Below are 17093 nucleotides of genomic sequence, written 5' to 3' on the forward strand. Positions count from 1 at the left end.
TAAACTTAAATTAAACTCCAAACTGCCTCAAATGGTGGTCCAGGTGCTTCCACTGGGCATGGTCTATTTCCTCATAGCTCATTTTACCGAAAAGCGGATGTTCTGTGACCATAATGCCGGCACGCCCTTCTCGGGTAAACTTGGTCACCAGTTCTTTCAGGCCGGCTTTTGCCTCATTAAAATCAGGATGGTAATTGATCTTGAATTCCTTTGCCGTGGGCATGCCTTTCCCGAATTTCCTTTCGCCGGTAAACAGTTTTTTGGCACTGCGGCCAAAGCAAAATCGCATCAGCCAGTTTACCTTGATCTGCTTGGTGCCGTATACCACCTTCAGTGGCATCTGGCAGTGTTCCATCATCTGGGCAACGGTCATAACACCCCATTCGGAGAGTTTTATCTGGGTAAGCTGTTCAATGCGGTCTAATATTTTCTGGTTCCCCTGAGGGTCGAATAGGCTTTCCATATAGGTGATCTTTAGCGTAACAAATGTAGCAATTATATCGAAAATTATTACAGTTAAAAAATAATGGTTTACCTGACCATTTACTGTGTAAACGGTGCTCCCGGACAGCTACTTTTAACCTTTTTTCACCGTCATCAGCGTGTACATCATCGGTATCTTATTCCCGAAAGGAATGATACGGAACTTGCCCGGCTCAAATTCCTCCGTATTGCTAAAGCAGTTGTAGGGCGAATAGTCAAACTCGTTGAACGAGTGGATCTCCATCCCTTTTGCCAACAGCGCCGTAACCACTTCCGAAAGCGCATGGTTCCAGCTTACCATTTCGTATTCAATGGGTGCGGTCACATCGGCATAGGTGCCAAATTCGGTCTCGATGATGGCATTGTCCTTAAAATAGTTGTACTGTACTTTTTCGAAGTTATTGTCGAACATCCATACCACAGGATGGAATTCGGCAAAAACGAATTTACCGCCGGGCTTCAGGAACTGCGAAACGATACCTGCCCATTTTGCCAGGTCCGGCAGCCAGCCAATGGTGCCATAGCTGGTGAATACGATGTCGAAATGCTCGTCCAGATGGTTTGGCAGGTCATACACATCGCAGCAGATGAAGCGTGTGTCGGTACCTAATTTTGCAGCCAGCTCACGTCCTTTTTCGATGGCTTTGTCCGAAAGGTCCATTCCGGTGGCGATGGCGCCCATCCGCGAAAGCGAAATGGTATCCTGCCCAAAATGGCATTGCAGGTGGAGTATCTTTTTACCTGTTACATCGCCCAGCAGTTTGAGTTCAGGTTCCATGAGGCTGTTCTTCCCGTTAAGGAAAGCCGCCGTATTGTAAAATTCGGAATTCACGTGCACTTCAGTGCGCTGGTTCCAGCCATTTTTATTTATAGCGAGGTAGTTGTCTTCTTTTTTCATGATTGGTTTTTGGCTTTTCCAAATTTACCATTTTGTTATAAAAGCCAACAATGCCTTTAGGGATTTTATTTGTAAATTTGCGCTTCAAAACAAAAAAACAATTCATAATGGAAAACGGGATCTACGCAAAATTCAATACAAATAAAGGAAGCATACTTGTAAAGCTGACTTACGATAAAACGCCGGGCACGGTAGGCAACTTTGTTGGCCTTGCCGAGGGCAACCTTGAAAATAACGAAAAGCCGCAGGGCAAGCCGTATTATGACGGACTGAAATTCCACCGTGTGATACCGGATTTCATGATACAGGGCGGATGCCCGCAGGGTACGGGTACAGGCGGACCGGGTTACCAATTCGACGACGAGTTCCACCCAAGCCTTACGCACAGCGGGCCGGGCGTACTGTCAATGGCCAATGCCGGACCGGGCTCTAACGGTTCGCAGTTCTTCATCACACACGTGGCTACGCCATGGCTGGACAACAAGCACACGGTTTTCGGTAATGTGGTAGAAGGCCAGGATGTGGTAGATGCCATTGCACAGGGCGATAAGATCGAGACCCTGGAGATCATCCGCGAAGGCGAGGAGGCTAAAAAATGGAATGCCATTGAGGCCTTTCGTACCTTTGAAGGCTCACGCGAAAAGCGCGTTGCCGAAGCTAAAAAACAGGCTGAAGAAGCTATGGAAAAGCTGGCTGCGGGCTTTGAGAAAACAGAAAGCGGGCTACGCTACAAAATGATCCAGAAAGGTAACGGCAAGCAGGCAGAAAAAGGCAAGAAAGTATCTGTACACTACCAGGGTTCGCTTGAGAACGGGCAGGTGTTCGACTCATCATACAAAAGGAAGCAGCCTATCGACTTCCAGCTTGGCGCAGGCCAGGTTATCGAGGGCTGGGATGAAGGTATTGCTTTATTGCAGGTAGGCGACAAGGCCCGCTTTGTTATCCCATCGCACCTTGGCTATGGCTCACGCGGCGCTGGCGGTGTTATCCCACCCGACGCTACATTGATATTCGATGTGGAGCTGATGGAAGTGAAATAATTTCGAATTGTCAATTACGAATTACGACCTCTTTTGGTCATTATAATAATACCCCAAAGGCATTCGATCCTTTGGGGTTTTTTATTGGAATGCTTTTTGCATATTTCTCATTAACTTTGTACCTATGAAAACCATGCGCTATTTTATTGCACTTTTTATTTTTTTTACTTTTTCTGCTAAAGCCCAGGTGATGCACTGCGGATATGACTTTACATCCTATGTAGTGCTCGACGTGCACGAGGCGGGTAAAAAAGAGAACATCAAGAACCTGAGGATAACGATAGTTGACAGTCTTGGTAATGATGTGATCAATAAAGCGAATAAATACAGTTTTAATCACGCAAATGAACCCATGGTGTTTACTTTCAATTATAAAATTGGCGATGACAATAAACGTCTTCCGGAGGGAGGTACTGCTGCTAAAGAACGTTGGTTTTTTCCCTATGCGAAAGATAACTACCTGCTTTCGGTAACCAATACATTTCCCGCGGACAGCTTCCAGATCAAGATCGAGGATGTTGACGGTAAGGAGAACGGCGGCAAATACAAAACCATCATCCTTCCCCTGTACAGCTACAATATGTACATTTTATGTTCTAACGAAAGCCAGCAGGCGGGCATGAAGTTCGGCCGTAAAATGAACAAGCCTATCGATGTGGTCCTTGAACAAGCCCCCTAATCCCCAAAGGGGCGATCCCACGATCGCTTATTCGGTTTAGAAGATAACGAACTGTCGGCATGCCACAGTTCCCTCTCCTTTGGGGAGGGTTAGGGAGAGGCCATTCTCCATTTGATCCCACACCCCACACTTGACTTCTGGTTCTCTGGGATATTCCTGTTGTACAGCACGCCGTCAATGGCGTTGCGCAGGTCGCTGCCGCTTAATGGGATGTTATTGCCCGGCCTGGAGTCGTCCAGCTGGCCGCGGTATACCAACTTATCCGAGTTGTCGAACAGGTAAAAGTCGGGCGTGCAGGCCGCGTCAAAGTCTTTTGCGGTTTGCTGTGTTTCATCGAACAGGTAAGCGAAATCCATTTTATTTTCAAAGGCGAATTGCGCCATCAGCTCAGGGCCGTCCTGCGGGTACTTATCAATGTCATTGCTGCTGATCGCAATGATACCGATACCCTGAACGCGGTAGTCGTTGGCGATCATAACGATCTCATCCATTACGTGGTGAACGTAGGGACAGTGATTACAGATGAACATTACAAGCGTACCTTTTTCACCTTTTAGATCTTCAAAAGAGTAAAAATAGTTGGAGTTGGTATCTTTTAGCCAAAATGTTGGCGCGGGCGTACCCAACGGGAGCATATTTGAGGGTGTTTTTGCCATTGTTGATGAAAACTATTATTTTAGCAAAATACGACATTTATCATCGTCGGGCTAACTTTATCCTGAAACTTTAAATCTGAGATCAATGCTTACCTGGGAAGAATTTGAAAAAACCGAAATGCGTGTGGGCACGATCATTGAAGCCAATGACTTTCCCGAAGCACGAAAGCCTGCCTACCAGCTTACGATAGACTTTGGCGCGGAGATAGGCATCCGCAGATCATCGGCGCAGATCACCAGGCGTTATAAGAAAGAAGATCTTACAGGGCGGCAGATCGTAGCTGTGGTCAATTTCCCTAAAAAACAGATCGGCAAGTTCATGAGCGAATGCCTTGTGCTCGGCGCAGTAGGGCAGGAGGGCGATGTAGTATTGCTGGCCCCTGACCTTAACGTGGAAAATGGTTTACGGATCGGGTAGTTTTAGCGGACGGATTAAACAACTTCTTTCAAATTGGTCCTGTCAAATTTAGTTTGATCAGGCAAAACATCACAGATCTTTTCGATATGTCCTTCTGCGCTTGTTTACAACAGGGTTGAAATTCTTCCACAGGTTGTGCATCGCGTAGTTGTCCTCAAGCTCAGGGGTACGGATGCAGTTTTGTATACCGTACTTTGTGAATGTTTCGTAGTATTCCTCAAAAATAATTGCGGTAACACCTTTATTCTGGTATTCAGGCAGTACCCCTATAAGGTAAAAAACAACGTCTTTGCTGCTTTTTTTCGCTTTGAGCAAATGAATGAAGCCAAAAGGGAACAGGCTGCCGTTAGCCTTTTTAAGAGCTTCAGAAAATGAAGGCATCACTATACTGAACGCTACCAGCCTGCCGTTTTCATCTTCAATGAATTTAATGTAGTCTGGGTTAATGAGGCCAACATATTTCTTCTTAAAATAAGCCTTTTGTACATCAGATATGGCAACGAAAGAGGAAAGCTTTTCATACGATTCGTTGAAAAGGTCGAACATCCTGTCCACATACGGCATAACGTCTTTTGGTGACTTGAAATTCAGGGACTTCAGCCCATACCTTTTTTTTATCAGGGCGCTGGCTTTTATAAAAGGCGCAGGGTCTACATTACTAAATGGAAAGATGCTCTCGCGGTACTCTTTTTCCATTACATAGCCCAGCTTCTCAAGGTGGTCCTTGTAGTAAGGGTGATTGTACCACGTGATCATGGTACCCATTTGGTCAAAGCCCTCAGTAAGCACACCGACTTTATCGAGGTTCGAAAAGCCCAGCGGCCCCTCGGCATACTCCATATTATGTTCACGTCCGAATTCATATACTTTTTCAAGCAGTGCCTTCGTTACATCAATGTCGTCAATGAAGTCGAACCACCCAAAGCGAACTTTCTTCTTGCCCTGGTTGTTCACTTCTTCCAAATTGATGATGGCGGCTACTTTCCCCGCTATCTTACCCTCCTTGTACGCCAGATAAAATTTTGCCTCGGCATTTTCAAAGGCAGGGTTTTTATCTTTGTCGAAACTTTCAAGCTCATCGTTTATGAGTGGCGGTATCCAGTACGGATTATCCTTATAGAGCGTAAAAGGGAATTTCACAAAATCCCGGAGATCCTTTTTGGTCGTAGCTTCTTTAATTGTGATCATGGCTTATTTTCCTCCGTCGGGTGCAGGTTCCGGTTCGGGTGTCACCGCATCACGGCGTTTATTCCTGCGCTCTTCGCGTTTCTTTTCTTTATCTTTATTCTTCTTGTCCTGCTCCTTCTTCAGCTCGTCTTCGCGCTCGCCTTTGCCCGGAAGCAAAATATCCCTGTAATCGGCATCAAAGCGCCATGAAAAGCCCACGCCTCCATAGGCTATGAGAGGTGTGTTTTTAAAGTTACCGCTTATCGACGCGTCAAACTGCATCATCGGGTTTAACAGGTAGGCAGCACCGGTACGCAACACGCCATCGGCATACCAGTCGCTTTTATAGCCCTGAAATTCTATAAAGCCTGACCATTTGGCATTAAAACCGCGTGTTACGGTAGATATTATGCCATAACTCGGATAGTCGGTGGTGATTTTGTCTGCTATGATGTTGTTGATCCAAACCCATTTCCCAAAATGGTTGTGGGTTATCAGTGCTGCTTTAGGGCTTAATCCGTCGGTAGGAAAGCTGTAGGGATTGTTTTTACCTATCAGGTTCACACCCGCATAGCCTCCCAATGCAGGTATTAGGTTGCGCCACCTCCATTTGTGGTTGGCTTTCCAGCTGAGCAGGTTTATTTTTGGCTTATAATTTTTATCCGGGTCAAAGAACATATACTTCGCGCCTATGGTTATCTGCCTGAAATCGTTACGCATAGTGGTCTCCAGCGCGTTGGTGTAAGCATCGAACTGGTATTGCAGGTCGGCAATGAGTTCCAGTTCCTCCATAAAGGCACCGTAGCGTATCTGTGCGTCGAGGCCAACACCCTTTGCTTTATAATTCAGCACATCATGCTCTTCGTATATTCCATAGATACCGGTCTCAAACTGCAATACGGTCTCGCCTACCGCAAATGCCGACATCGATTTGCCGGGCCTGTTGCTGTTGATCTCATCCGTATACTGTGCTGTTGCCGCGGTAGTAGCGAAGGCCGAGACCAGCACGAAAAATTTTCTTATGGCAGTCATGTTGTTTGGCTCGTTTATTGGACAGATATTTTAGGGTTCTTCAAAAGTAGTATAATTATTATTATTTTAAGAGCCAACAATTCAATTTTCAGCAACAAATCATTTAATTTTGGTAAAAGTTTAAGATTTATGGATACGGCATCTTTCACAGGCTTCCTCAAGACGATAGCGATATTGATAATGATATATTATGCTATCAGGATAGCATTCAGGTTATTGGCGCCTGTACTTATACAGCAGGTAGTTAAAAAGGCAGGGAAAAATTTTCATGAGCAACAGCAAAATATGCAGCAGCAATACCAGCAGCAGCCCGATCCTTACCCATCCGGAAAACCACGCGAAAAGAAAAAGGTAGGCGAATACATTGACTTCGAAGAAATTGAATAGCCAAAGCATACTGCCCCTGACCATGAGGGGTTTTTTATTGCCCGCGCCGCATTAATTGCGCCATTGTGGCAGGTGTTTTCAGGAAAATAAGTATCTTCACGGCGTTTTACAAACTACGCTTTTTATGAAGAACATCAATAGGATCTACCCGCATTTGCTGGCGATCATCGGATTTATAGCTGTTTCGCTCATCTACTTTTATCCTGTACTTCAGGGTAAGAAGATCTACCAGTCGGATATTGTACAATATACCGGCATGGCAAAGGAACAGAACGATTTCCGCAAACTGACGGGCGAAGAGCCGTACTGGACCAATAGCGCTTTTGGCGGCATGCCTACCTACCAAATGGGCGCCAACTACCCGCACAACTACATCAAGCAGCTGGATAGCGCCATACGCTTCCTGCCGCGCCCTGCCGACTATATGTTCGTGTATTTCCTTGGCTTCTACATATTGCTCTGTACGCTGAAAATGAACCCTCTCAAGGCATTTTTCGGAGCACTGGCTTTCGGGCTTTCTACTTATCTTGTTATCATCCTGGGGGTCGGGCATAACGCCAAAGCCCATGCCATAGCCTACATGCCAATGGTTGTTGCCGGTGTATTGCTTGTCTTCAGGCGCGAATACATTATCGGGGGGCTGCTCACCATGCTTGCCGCGGCGCTCGAGATCAATGCCAACCACTTCCAGATGACATATTATTTATTGCTGTTGTTGCTGGTTATCTACATTTATTATCCGGTCCACGTTATTAAAAGCAAAGAGTACAAGCACCTTGGCATTTCGGCGGCCGTGTTTGCCGTTGCCGGATTATTGGCGCTTGGGGCGAATGCCACCAACCTAATGGCAACATCTGAATATGCGAACGCGAGTATAAGGGGCAAGAGCGAGCTTACGACCAATCCTGACGGCAGTAAAAATACTACTGATTCGTCAATGGAGTATGATTACATTACGGAATACAGCTATGGTAAGGCAGAGAGCTTCAACCTCATTGCACCAAGGCTTTTTGGCGGTGGTAATGGGGAAGACCTCGGTAAAGACTCGCACATGTACGAATATGTGCTTGGCCTTGGCGCCGAACCCGTACAGGCCGAGCAGTTCGTGCAAAGCATGCCTACCTACTGGGGCGAACAGCCTATCGTGGAGGCTCCCGCTTACATAGGGGCCATCATTTTCTTTTTGGCGATACTTTGCCTTGTGATCGATAACCGAAAACTTAAGTATGCATTTCTTGCCGGGGCAGTAGTATCATTGCTGCTTTCCTGGGGCAAGAATTTCCCGGTGCTAACAGACTTCTTTATTTATAACATACCGTTCTACGATAAGTTCAGGGCAGTTTCATCCATTCAGGTGATACTGGAACTATGCATGCCGGTACTGGCGTTCATGGGTCTGCAGGCGTTCTTTAAGACAGAAAAGGCACAGCAATGGAAAGCTCTCTGGATCTCGGCTGCCATAGCTATGGGAACGATAGTGTTCCTGTTCCTGATAAAAGGGCAGTTCAGTTTTTCCGGGCTCAACGACGCACGCTATGACGAAATGTTCGGTAAGATGCCGGGCTTTATCGATGCGCTGATACAGCAGCGGAAGGATATGTATTCGGCCGACCTGATGCGCTCTGGCATATTCATCCTTTTGGCGGCCGCCGGTTTGTGGCTGTACATCAAAGGGAAAATATCCAATACCATTGCTGTGGTCGTTGTGGGGCTCCTGATCGTGTCCGACCTATTTTTCATCGACAGGAATTATGTGAACAAAGAGAATTTTAAGAGCGCCAGCCAGGTAGACGCGCCATTTGACCCAACTCCCGCGGACGAATATATACTCAGGGATACCACCAATTACAGGGTGTACAGCTTCCAGGGCAGGCTCCAGGGCCGCACGTCCTACTTCCACAAGGCAGTAGGCGGGTACAGCGCTGTAAGGCCGCGCAGGTTCGAGCAATTGTTCAACTATATTGTAGAGCCGGGTATCAGTAATATCGTAGGCTCTATCGACCAGCAAAGCATGGCGTTCTCCAGGCGTGTACCGGTACTTGACATGCTGAACGTAAAATATGTACTGCTTCCTGCCAATGAGGAGGGCGAAGTGCCTGTTGCCAATCCGTTCGCCAATGGCCCGGCATGGTTCGTAAGTTCGGTCAAGGCAGTGGATAATGCCGATGGCGAATTGCAGTCGCTTAAACAAATAAACTCCAGGGAAGTAGCTGTGATCAATAAAACGCAATTTGCTGATGCCGTTAAAAAAACGACGTTCGCAGCAGACAGTACAGCAACTATAAAACTTGTATCAGAGAAGCCGAACTACCTGAAATATAGTACCAACAATACTAACGAAGGTCTTGCTGTATTCTCTGAAATGTATTATGCCGATGGTTGGAATGCCTTTATCGATGGTAAGCCTGCACCGCATTTCCGTGCCGATTATGTGCTCCGTGCCATGAACGTGCCTGCGGGTAAACATAGTATCGAGTTCAAATTCGAGCCGCAGGTGGTACAGACAGGCAGCAGGATAGCGCTGTTCAGCTTTATAGGAATGCTGTTGCTATTGGCTGGCGGAATCTATCTTGAAACAAGAAAACACAGCCCCCTGGCCCCCAAAGGTGAGGTTAAGTACCCTGAATAATGGATGCTATTGGAATTCCCCCTCAGGGGTTTAGGGGGCGTAAGCTCCTCATCATAACGTACTATTGGCCGCCTGCGGGTGGGCCGGGCGTACAGCGCTGGCTTAAGTTCGTTAAGTACTTGCCGGAGTATGGTGTGGAACCCGTGGTATACATCCCCGAAAACCCTACTTATCCGTTATTGGATGAAGGCCTGCTGGCAGAAGTGAGGCCGGACGTTACCATTATCAGGCAAAAGATCACCGAGCCGTATGCCTGGGCTTCGATGTTCTCTAAAGGCAGTACAAAAAAGATAAGTTCGGGTATCATCCCAAATAATAAAAAGCAGTCACTCATCCAGCGGATGCTGCTGTGGGTGCGGGGCAACCTGTTCATACCCGATGCACGTGTGCTGTGGGTAAAACCATCAGTGGCCTATCTATCCAAATACGTTCAGGAGAATGGCATCGATACCATCATCACGACAGGTCCACCGCATAGCCTGCATTTAATTGGCCTGCGCCTGCAGGAAAAGCTTTCAATAAAATGGCTGGCCGATTTCCGCGATCCCTGGACGACCATTGGCTACCATAAGGAACTTAAGCTTTCCGCCTCCGCGGAAGCAAAGCACAAGGCACTCGAAAAGCAGGTGCTCACTTCGGCGGATGCCGTGATAGTGACAAGCCCTACCACCAAAAAGGAATTTGAAGCGCTTACGCAAAAGCCTATCCATGTTATTACCAACGGTTACGATGTGGAGAAGGTTCAGAAGCAGCCATTGGACGAAAAATTTACGTTGGCACATATTGGCTCATTCCTCTCTGAGCGCAACCCGAACATATTGTGGGAGGCTCTTGCAGAATTGATAAGGGAGAATGAAGCTTTCCGCGATGCATTCCAACTGAAGCTGATCGGTGCGGTAAGCCAGGAGGTACTGCGTTCCATATCTGAAGCCGGGCTCGATGGCTATGTGAACAGCCTCGGGTATGTGCCGCACGAGACCGCGATAGTAGAGCAGCGAAAGTCGCAGGTGCTGTTACTTGTTGAGATTGACAGTCCTGATACACAGTGTATCATCCCCGGGAAATTATTTGAATACATGGTATCTGAAAGGCCGATCGTTGCGATAGGGCCGGAGGGGGCCGACTTTGCTGCCATCATCAGATCGACCAATACAGGCGTGTTCCTTACTTATTCTGAAAAGGAAAAGCTGAAGCAAATACTATTCGGATATTTTGAAGAATACCAAAAAGGCACATTACGTTCGCATCCCATCGGTTTGCAGCAATATTCACGTAAAAACCTTACAGGAGAGTTGGTTAAGGTGTTGTAGTTCCTCAAATGTTATTTTATATCATTTCAAGGAGTTGCCTGCCGGCAAATCGCCGCGATCCGTTGCACGTCGCTCATAATAAAAGCCGTAAGGGAACTAAAACATCAGATCATCAATCCTCTTTACTATTGCCATCCCCTTCGGCCTCACGCCTCAGGTCGGCGCTTTCCCAGGCATGGTCGGTAGCGCCAAGTTGGGCATACAGGTCGCTTTTAAGCAGTTGTTCCTGTAATTCTATCTCTTCCTTGGCGGTCATAAGAAAAGCTTTTTTATCGTGCCTTTTCTTCGCCAGCCTGAGTATGGACTGCTCGTCATATTTCATAAAGCGCTGTCCCTGCCTGGTTGCGGTGTAGCGCCTTTGCCCAAGCTCTACCAATGCGTCTACCCCAAGATGTACCGCACTGTACAGGTTTTCGCGGTAAAAATTATTTACACCCATGTCGACCAGCTCAAATGCATCAGTACGGTTGCGGGCGCGTGCCAGTACCTTTAGGTTAGGAAAGTGTTTCTTTATCAGTTCCACCACCTGCAGGTTTACCTGGGGGTTATCTATCGCGGCAATGAAAAGCTTGGCATTTTCGCATCCGGCTGCCTTCAGCAGTTCCAGCCTTGAGGCATCGCCATAGTATACCTTAAAGCCCATTTTACGAAGCGACTCCACCCGGTCACTGTCCATGTCCAGTACAGTGGCCGGTATGCCATTGGTTTTCAGCAGGCGCACAATGGTGCTGCCAAAATTCCCAAATCCCGCGATGACCACATCATTATGTTCCTCGATGGTATCATACTTCTTTTTAGGCTGCTTCTCTTTTACACCAAAGAACGGGTCGATCCACCGCTCGTTGATGAGCAGCAGGAACGGTGTCCCTATCATACTCATGGCGATAACAGCCATCATTTGGTTGGACAGGTCAAGGGTAAGCAGGTGCAACTGTGTGGCAAAGCCGAGGATCACGAATCCGAATTCCCCTGCCTGGCTAAGCGCGAACGCGAACAGGAGGTTTTGGTCGGAGCTTTTTTTATAGATCTTCCCTACTATAATGAGCACAAAGAACTTGATGATGTTGATGATGGTACAAAAGATGATGATGAACGCCGGGTCGGCCATGATGAGCTGGAAGTCTATGGATGCGCCCACACCGATGAAGAACAGCCCCAGCAGCAACCCTTTGAACGGGGCAATGTCGCCCTCCAGTTCATGACGGAATTCGCTGTTTGCCAGTACCAGCCCTGCCATGAACGCCCCAAGTGCCGGACTTAGGCCCACGATCTGCATGACGAATGATACACCCATGACCAATAGCAGGGCAGATGCTGTAAATAGTTCCTGCAACCTTGTTTTTGCCACTACGTGCAATAGCGGCACTATGACGAATTTACCGAATACGTACACCATTATTATCGTACCGAAAACAATAAGTGTCTGAAGCCATCCGTCAAGGTCGGAGATAAGCGATTGTGTGATCTCATTCTTTATGATGCCCCCGCTGCCCAATAGCGGCAGTATGGCCATGATGGGGATCACAGCGATGTCCTGGAAAAGCAATACAGCGAACGACGACCGCCCCATAGATGTCTTTGTCAGCCCTTTTTCCTTAAGCGTCTGCATCACAATGGCAGTAGATGATAACGCAAGTGCAAGGGAGATGACCAATGTAGGCCGCCACTCCCAGCGCAGTACGAATGAACAGGCAATGAAAAGCACTACGGTCGTACCCACCATTTGCAGAGAGCCCATACCCATGATAAATTTTCGCATGCGCCAAAACTTTTGCGGGTCGAGTTCAAGGCCTATGAGGAACAGCATCATGACTACGCCAAACTCGGCAAAGTGCATGATGTCCTGGCCTTCCTCTCCGATCAATCCCAGTACGTGCGGCCCAATGATTATGCCCGCGAACAAATAGCCCAATATGGAGCTAAGGCCGAATTTTTTGGCAACCGGCACGCAAACCACTGCGGCCGTAAGGTATATTATCGCCTGGAAAAAAAAGCCGTCCATAGTTAGGTTGTTTTAGTTTTAAACCAGTCGTTAAAGTAGTGAAAAGCTGCGAGTTCTTCAGGGTCGATCACGTTGCTTTCAAGGTATTCCAGCACACGGGCATATAAACGGGCATTTTTCTCATAGCCTTCCTCATCCATAGAGTGCGTACCGTGCACTACGAAAGGCGGGAGGTAGTGCATATTGCATACTTTGGCAGTCTGGCAAAAAGGTTCCAGCAATTCGGGTATGGTAAAGCGGTCACGGCCTGTGGGAGAGTAATTTTCCTTTTTGCCCCCGGTGGTCACTGCCTGCAGGAGCAGTTTGCCCTTTAGCGCATAGCCGTCCTTGCCGTATGCCCAGCCGTGTTCCAGTACAATATCGATCCATTGCTTGAGCAGCGGAGGGCAGCTGTACCAGTACATGGGGTGGTGCCAGATGATGATGTCATGATCGTAAAGCAATTCCTGCTCACGCTTCATGTCCACATCGAACTCAGGGTACTCCTGGTACAGGTCGTGGAAAGTAATGTTCCCTGAATTAGGGATGCTGCTTACCAATGCCTTGTTAGCATTCGATTTTTCGAACAGGGGGTGGGCAAAAATGATAAGTATCTTATTTGGCATTGAGGCTTTATTTCATTGTGAAGTTAAAACAAATTCTCCAATAATTTTTTATCGCCTACAAGCCATAATACATCATTGCGTTTCAGCACCATCTCCGACTCGGGGTTCATGATGCGTTCATTGCCGCGCTCAATACCTACCACAAGGCCGTTGGTGCGTTCCCGGAGTTGTGCCTCCCTTATGCTTTTGCCTATGAACCCGCTGCTGCCCAGGGATATCTTTTTCAGCACAACTTCAGTGTTGCCGGTATCGTCCTGCTGGCGGGTAGCTTCAAGATACTTTTCAAATGCCACTACCTGTTCATCGCTTCCTATAACGTATAATGTGTCGTTCGGAAATATCTTTTCGGTACGCGGGGGGACATTGATAGTTTTTTCACCCCGTTTGATGATCGCGATATTGATCCCGAGGTCTTCCCTCAAATGCAGCTCATACAGCGTTTTGCCCGCGATCGATGATTCCTGGGGTACTTCAAATACCGCCATGTGACCGTCCCATGGGGTAAGCTCACTCCGGTTCTTGATCCGCTGGTGTATCTCGCGGCTGTTAAAGTTATTCATGAAATGGTTCTCGAGGTAGTAGTAGTACCTGCGCATCCGCGAAGGGAACAGGAAACCACCCGCGACCAATACTGCCAGCGCGCCCATTGCCACCATCGGCGAAAAGAAATTGTTGAGCAGCAGCCCGATGTAGAATAGTGCAAGGCACACCCTAAGCACGAGGATGAGCGTTACCGGCCCTTTGTACTTTCGGTCCCTGCGGATATGGTCCATGGCAGTGACCGCGACCCTGCGCAGCGCCAGCGCCCACAGGAATGGCGACAGGAGCAGGATTATGCCGCACGATACCAGTATTTTATTGATGTGAGATGCCTCTGAAACGGGGAATATGAATTTTGACGATAGTACTATGACCCCAACGATGATGACCGAATGCAGCAGGATCTGCGTAACATTGGCCTTAATGAAGATCTTCCAGTCGCTGGCCGATTGTATGGTTTGCGTACTGTAGCTGTAATTCTCGATCCACTTCAGCAGCCTGTTGGGCAGTATTTTTTGCAGGATATCATAAAACTGACCCGAAGACTTGATAAAAAACGGTGTGGTAAAGGTAGTAATGGCCGATATGGCTACGATGATAGGATATAGGAATTCGCTCGTCACACCCAGTGTCATGCCCAGTGTTGCGATGATGAACGAGAATTCTCCGATCTGCGCGAGGCTCATCCCGGCCTGTACCGACTGCTTGAGCGGCTGCCCTGAAAGGATGGCCCCCAGAGTAGTAGAAAGTGTTTTGCCCACAATGGTCACCAATGTTATTATAAGCACAGGAAACCAGTATTCGACCAGTGTTTCGGGGTTGATGAGCATCCCGACCGATACAAAGAACACTGCCCCGAAGAGGTCCTTTACAGGCTTTACCAAATGCTCGATACGTTCGGCCTTAGTCGTTTCAGCAATGATCGAACCCATTATGAAAGCGCCAAGCGCAGGGGAGAAACCGGCCTTTTCGGCAAGTATCACCATCATAAGGCACATGGCTAGCGAAAGGATGAGCGTGGTCTCTTCGTTGAGGAGCTTGCTTAGCTTTTTAAACAGCGTAGGAACAAAGAAGATGCCACCCACGAACCAGAGTATCAGGAAAAATACCAGCTTGAATGCCGATCCGAGCAATTCCATCCCGGAGAACTGCTGGCTTACCGATATGGTCGTGAGCAATACCAACAGCAATATGGCCACAATATCCTCAATGATGAGCGCGCCAAAAACAATGCCGGCGAACTTCTGTGTTTTTACGCCTGCTTCTTCAAATGCCCGTATTATGATCGTGGTGGATGATATGGAAAGTATCGCCCCGAGGAAAATGCTGTCCATTTGGGACCAGCCCATGAGCTGCCCTGTAAGATAACCCAACCCGATCATGCTGGTTATTTGTACAATGGCCGTGACCGATGCCGACCCTCCCACACGCATCAGCTTCTTGAAGCTGAACTCAAGCCCAAGGCTGAACAGTAGTATGATAACGCCTATCTCGGCCCATACCTCTACGTTGTGCTTATCCTTTACCGATGGGAAAAACTCGAAATATGGCCCTGCAAGGAATCCTGCTATCAGGTACCCCAAAACCAGCGGCTGCCTTATTTTCTTAAATAAAAGTACGGCGACCCCTGCTGTCATAAGGATGAGGCCCAGATCTCCTATCAATGGATACAGATGATGGCCGGTTTCCGCGGCGGTGGCAGTTGCTTCGGTCATAAAAGATCCTGTCTAAATTTCCATTCCCTGCAATATAGAAAAATTTTCCGGTGTAGGAAAAACTCGCAAAGCGGGTCAGGGAAATTTAAACAGGATTTAACAGTTATATCTTTTGCCTATGGCTGTATCCCCAGGTAATTTGCGGGGGTTATCTGCATCAGTTCCTGCCTGATACTATCATTGACGTTCAAACCTCCAATAAAATTATGTATCGCATTTTTATCAATGACCGTATTTGTACGTGTAAGGTCTTTTAATGCCTCATACGGGTTCGGGTAGCCCTCGCGGCGTAATATGGTTTGGAGGGCTTCTGCAACCACAGCCCAGTTCTTTTCGAGGTCTTCGGCAAACTTGTCGGCATTCAGCAGCAGCTTGTTCAGGCCTTTTAAAGTAGCTTCAAATGATATGAGCGTATGTCCCATGGGTACGCCTATATTGCGTAGTACGGTGCTGTCGGTAAGGTCGCGCTGCAATCTTGATAACGGCAGCTTGGCCGAAAGGTGCTCAAAAATAGCGTTGGCGATGCCAAGGTTGCCTTCGGAGTTTTCAAAGTCTATAGGGTTCACCTTGTGCGGCATGGCCGATGAGCCTATCTCACCTGCTTTTATCTTTTGCTTAAAATAATCCATTGACACATAAGTCCAGATATCCCTGTCCAGGTCGATGATAATGGTATTAATGCGTTTCAAGGAATCGAAGAAGGCGGCAAAGTGATCGTAATGCTCGATCTGCGTGGTAGGAAAGGAATGCTTCATTCCCAGCGTGCCTTCAACGAAATCATTACCGAACTGCCTCCAGTCGGTTTTTGGGTAGGCCACAAAGTGCGCGTTAAAGTTGCCCGTTGCCCCGCCAAATTTAGCCGCGAACGGTATATTGAACAGCAAACGCATCTGCTCCTCCAAACGTTCCACGAATACGCCTATTTCCTTGCCCAGGCGGGTAGGTGAGGCGGGCTGCCCGTGGGTGCGTGCCAGCATGGGTACGTTGGCCCACTCCACGCTCAGTTCCTTCAGCTTTGCGATAACCGCAATAAGCGACGGCAGGTAGACGTCCTCAAAGGCTTCTTTGGTAGAAAGCGGTATGGCGGTGTTATTGATGTCCTGTGACGTAAGCCCAAAGTGGATGAACTCTTTGTAAGCATCAAGCCCGAGTTTGTCAAAAGCCGCCTTAATGAAATATTCCACGGCCTTAACATCGTGGTTCGTGGTTTTTTCAATTTCCTTGATCTGCTGTGCATCGTCCGCGGTAAAGTTCTTGTAAATGTCCCTCAGCTGCCCGAACAGTTCATTGTCCACACCTGAAAGCTGCGGGAGTGGAAGCTCGCACAGGGCAATGAAATATTCCACCTCGACAAGCACACGGTAGCGTATGAGGGCTTCTTCGGAAAAATAACGGGATAGTGATGCGGTTTTGCCACGGTACCTCCCATCTATTGGGGAAATGGCGTTCAGTTCAGATAATTGCTGCATTGTTGTTGTGTTGTAATGGAATGAACCGCAAATATAGGGTTTTGGGGTGAATATTAAAAGAAG

15 protein-coding genes are annotated in these 17093 nt (G+C 47.7%); 6 read left to right on the top strand and 9 right to left on the bottom strand.

Annotation, left to right across the window (positions count from 1 at the left end; genetic code table 11):
* Positions 1–10 precede the first annotated feature (10 nt).
* On the bottom strand, positions 11–463 hold the full coding sequence (locus tag ACT6R0_RS03675; protein ID WP_444651397.1) for a DUF1569 domain-containing protein: 453 nt from the start codon (positions 461–463) through the stop codon (positions 11–13).
* 114 nt (positions 464–577) lie between these two features.
* Entirely contained in the window at positions 578–1381 is an 804-nt protein-coding gene (locus tag ACT6R0_RS03680) for a class I SAM-dependent methyltransferase (protein ID WP_444651398.1), read from the bottom strand.
* A gap of 107 nt (positions 1382–1488) precedes the next feature.
* Between ACT6R0_RS03680 and ACT6R0_RS03685 the strand changes: the two genes are divergently transcribed.
* Both ACT6R0_RS03685 and ACT6R0_RS03690 read left to right on the top strand, forming a co-directional pair.
* Complete coding sequence (locus ACT6R0_RS03685) at positions 1489–2421, top strand: peptidylprolyl isomerase (RefSeq protein ID WP_444651400.1); 933 nt, start codon at positions 1489–1491, stop codon at positions 2419–2421.
* Between the two features lie 133 nt (positions 2422–2554).
* The gene (locus ACT6R0_RS03690; RefSeq protein WP_444658620.1) at positions 2555–3100 is read left to right on the top strand and encodes a hypothetical protein; all 546 of its coding nucleotides are present in this window, start codon (positions 2555–2557) and stop codon (positions 3098–3100) included.
* Positions 3101–3189: 89 nt separating this feature from the next.
* On the opposite strand, the gene ACT6R0_RS03695 is transcribed toward ACT6R0_RS03690, so the two are convergent.
* Positions 3190–3756 carry a thioredoxin family protein gene (locus tag ACT6R0_RS03695; RefSeq protein ID WP_444651404.1) on the bottom strand — a complete coding sequence of 189 codons (567 nt, stop codon included), beginning with the start codon at positions 3754–3756 and terminating at the stop codon, positions 3190–3192.
* An 85-nt stretch (positions 3757–3841) separates the two neighbouring features.
* On the opposite strand from ACT6R0_RS03695, the gene ACT6R0_RS03700 reads away from it, so the two are divergent.
* Positions 3842–4174 (top strand): tRNA-binding protein, encoded by a 333-nt coding sequence (locus ACT6R0_RS03700; protein WP_444651406.1) that lies wholly within the window; start codon positions 3842–3844, stop codon positions 4172–4174.
* A 69-nt stretch (positions 4175–4243) separates the two neighbouring features.
* Here ACT6R0_RS03700 and ACT6R0_RS03705 read toward each other — a convergent pair whose 3' ends face one another.
* The gene (locus ACT6R0_RS03705) at positions 4244–5362 is read right to left on the bottom strand and encodes a GTP cyclohydrolase (RefSeq protein ID WP_444651408.1); all 1119 of its coding nucleotides are present in this window, start codon (positions 5360–5362) and stop codon (positions 4244–4246) included.
* Between the two features lie 3 nt (positions 5363–5365).
* Positions 5366–6373, bottom strand: a complete 1008-nt coding sequence (locus ACT6R0_RS03710) for a transporter (RefSeq protein WP_444651410.1) — start codon at positions 6371–6373, stop codon at positions 5366–5368.
* A 129-nt stretch (positions 6374–6502) separates the two neighbouring features.
* Here ACT6R0_RS03710 and ACT6R0_RS03715 point away from each other — a divergent pair, with 129 nt between their 5' ends.
* From ACT6R0_RS03715 to ACT6R0_RS03725, 3 genes are all read left to right on the top strand, one after another.
* The gene (locus tag ACT6R0_RS03715; protein ID WP_444651412.1) at positions 6503–6760 is read left to right on the top strand and encodes a DUF4834 domain-containing protein; all 258 of its coding nucleotides are present in this window, start codon (positions 6503–6505) and stop codon (positions 6758–6760) included.
* Positions 6761–6884: 124 nt separating this feature from the next.
* Positions 6885–9389, top strand: a complete 2505-nt coding sequence (locus ACT6R0_RS03720) for a YfhO family protein (protein ID WP_444651413.1) — start codon at positions 6885–6887, stop codon at positions 9387–9389.
* Complete coding sequence (locus tag ACT6R0_RS03725) at positions 9389–10699, top strand: glycosyltransferase family 4 protein (RefSeq protein ID WP_444651415.1); 1311 nt, start codon at positions 9389–9391, stop codon at positions 10697–10699. Before ACT6R0_RS03720 ends, ACT6R0_RS03725 begins: the two co-directional genes overlap by 1 nt.
* A 112-nt stretch (positions 10700–10811) precedes the next feature.
* Here ACT6R0_RS03725 and ACT6R0_RS03730 read toward each other — a convergent pair whose 3' ends face one another.
* The 4 genes from ACT6R0_RS03730 to purB all read right to left on the bottom strand — a co-directional run bounded on the left by ACT6R0_RS03730 (position 10812) and on the right by purB (position 17030).
* Entirely contained in the window at positions 10812–12701 is a 1890-nt protein-coding gene (locus ACT6R0_RS03730; protein WP_444651417.1) for a monovalent cation:proton antiporter-2 (CPA2) family protein, read from the bottom strand.
* 2 nt (positions 12702–12703) lie between these two features.
* Entirely contained in the window at positions 12704–13306 is a 603-nt protein-coding gene (locus ACT6R0_RS03735; RefSeq protein WP_444651419.1) for an NAD(P)H-dependent oxidoreductase, read from the bottom strand.
* 23 nt (positions 13307–13329) lie between these two features.
* The gene (locus ACT6R0_RS03740; RefSeq protein WP_444651421.1) at positions 13330–15561 is read right to left on the bottom strand and encodes a cation:proton antiporter domain-containing protein; all 2232 of its coding nucleotides are present in this window, start codon (positions 15559–15561) and stop codon (positions 13330–13332) included.
* Between the two features lie 116 nt (positions 15562–15677).
* Positions 15678–17030 carry an adenylosuccinate lyase gene (purB, locus tag ACT6R0_RS03745; protein ID WP_444651423.1) on the bottom strand — a complete coding sequence of 451 codons (1353 nt, stop codon included), beginning with the start codon at positions 17028–17030 and terminating at the stop codon, positions 15678–15680.
* Positions 17031–17093 lie beyond the last annotated feature (63 nt).

This window comes from Flavobacterium sp. (assembly GCF_052437795.1).
Taxonomy (GTDB): domain Bacteria; phylum Bacteroidota; class Bacteroidia; order Flavobacteriales; family Flavobacteriaceae; genus Flavobacterium.

Coding starts and splice junctions, on each gene's coding strand:
- ACT6R0_RS03695 (WP_444651404.1), bottom strand. CDS start 3,756: ATGGCAAAAACACCCTCAAATATGCTCCCGTTGGGTACGCCCGCGCCA.
- ACT6R0_RS03730 (WP_444651417.1), bottom strand. CDS start 12,701: ATGGACGGCTTTTTTTTCCAGGCGATAATATACCTTACGGCCGCAGTG.
- ACT6R0_RS03710 (WP_444651410.1), bottom strand. CDS start 6,373: ATGACTGCCATAAGAAAATTTTTCGTGCTGGTCTCGGCCTTCGCTACT.
- ACT6R0_RS03680 (WP_444651398.1), bottom strand. CDS start 1,381: ATGAAAAAAGAAGACAACTACCTCGCTATAAATAAAAATGGCTGGAAC.
- ACT6R0_RS03725 (WP_444651415.1), top strand. CDS start 9,389: ATGGATGCTATTGGAATTCCCCCTCAGGGGTTTAGGGGGCGTAAGCTC.
- ACT6R0_RS03715 (WP_444651412.1), top strand. CDS start 6,503: ATGGATACGGCATCTTTCACAGGCTTCCTCAAGACGATAGCGATATTG.
- ACT6R0_RS03720 (WP_444651413.1), top strand. CDS start 6,885: ATGAAGAACATCAATAGGATCTACCCGCATTTGCTGGCGATCATCGGA.
- purB (WP_444651423.1), bottom strand. CDS start 17,030: ATGCAGCAATTATCTGAACTGAACGCCATTTCCCCAATAGATGGGAGG.
- ACT6R0_RS03735 (WP_444651419.1), bottom strand. CDS start 13,306: ATGCCAAATAAGATACTTATCATTTTTGCCCACCCCCTGTTCGAAAAA.
- ACT6R0_RS03705 (WP_444651408.1), bottom strand. CDS start 5,362: ATGATCACAATTAAAGAAGCTACGACCAAAAAGGATCTCCGGGATTTT.
- ACT6R0_RS03700 (WP_444651406.1), top strand. CDS start 3,842: ATGCTTACCTGGGAAGAATTTGAAAAAACCGAAATGCGTGTGGGCACG.
- ACT6R0_RS03675 (WP_444651397.1), bottom strand. CDS start 463: ATGGAAAGCCTATTCGACCCTCAGGGGAACCAGAAAATATTAGACCGC.
- ACT6R0_RS03740 (WP_444651421.1), bottom strand. CDS start 15,561: ATGACCGAAGCAACTGCCACCGCCGCGGAAACCGGCCATCATCTGTAT.
- ACT6R0_RS03685 (WP_444651400.1), top strand. CDS start 1,489: ATGGAAAACGGGATCTACGCAAAATTCAATACAAATAAAGGAAGCATA.
- ACT6R0_RS03690 (WP_444658620.1), top strand. CDS start 2,555: ATGCGCTATTTTATTGCACTTTTTATTTTTTTTACTTTTTCTGCTAAA.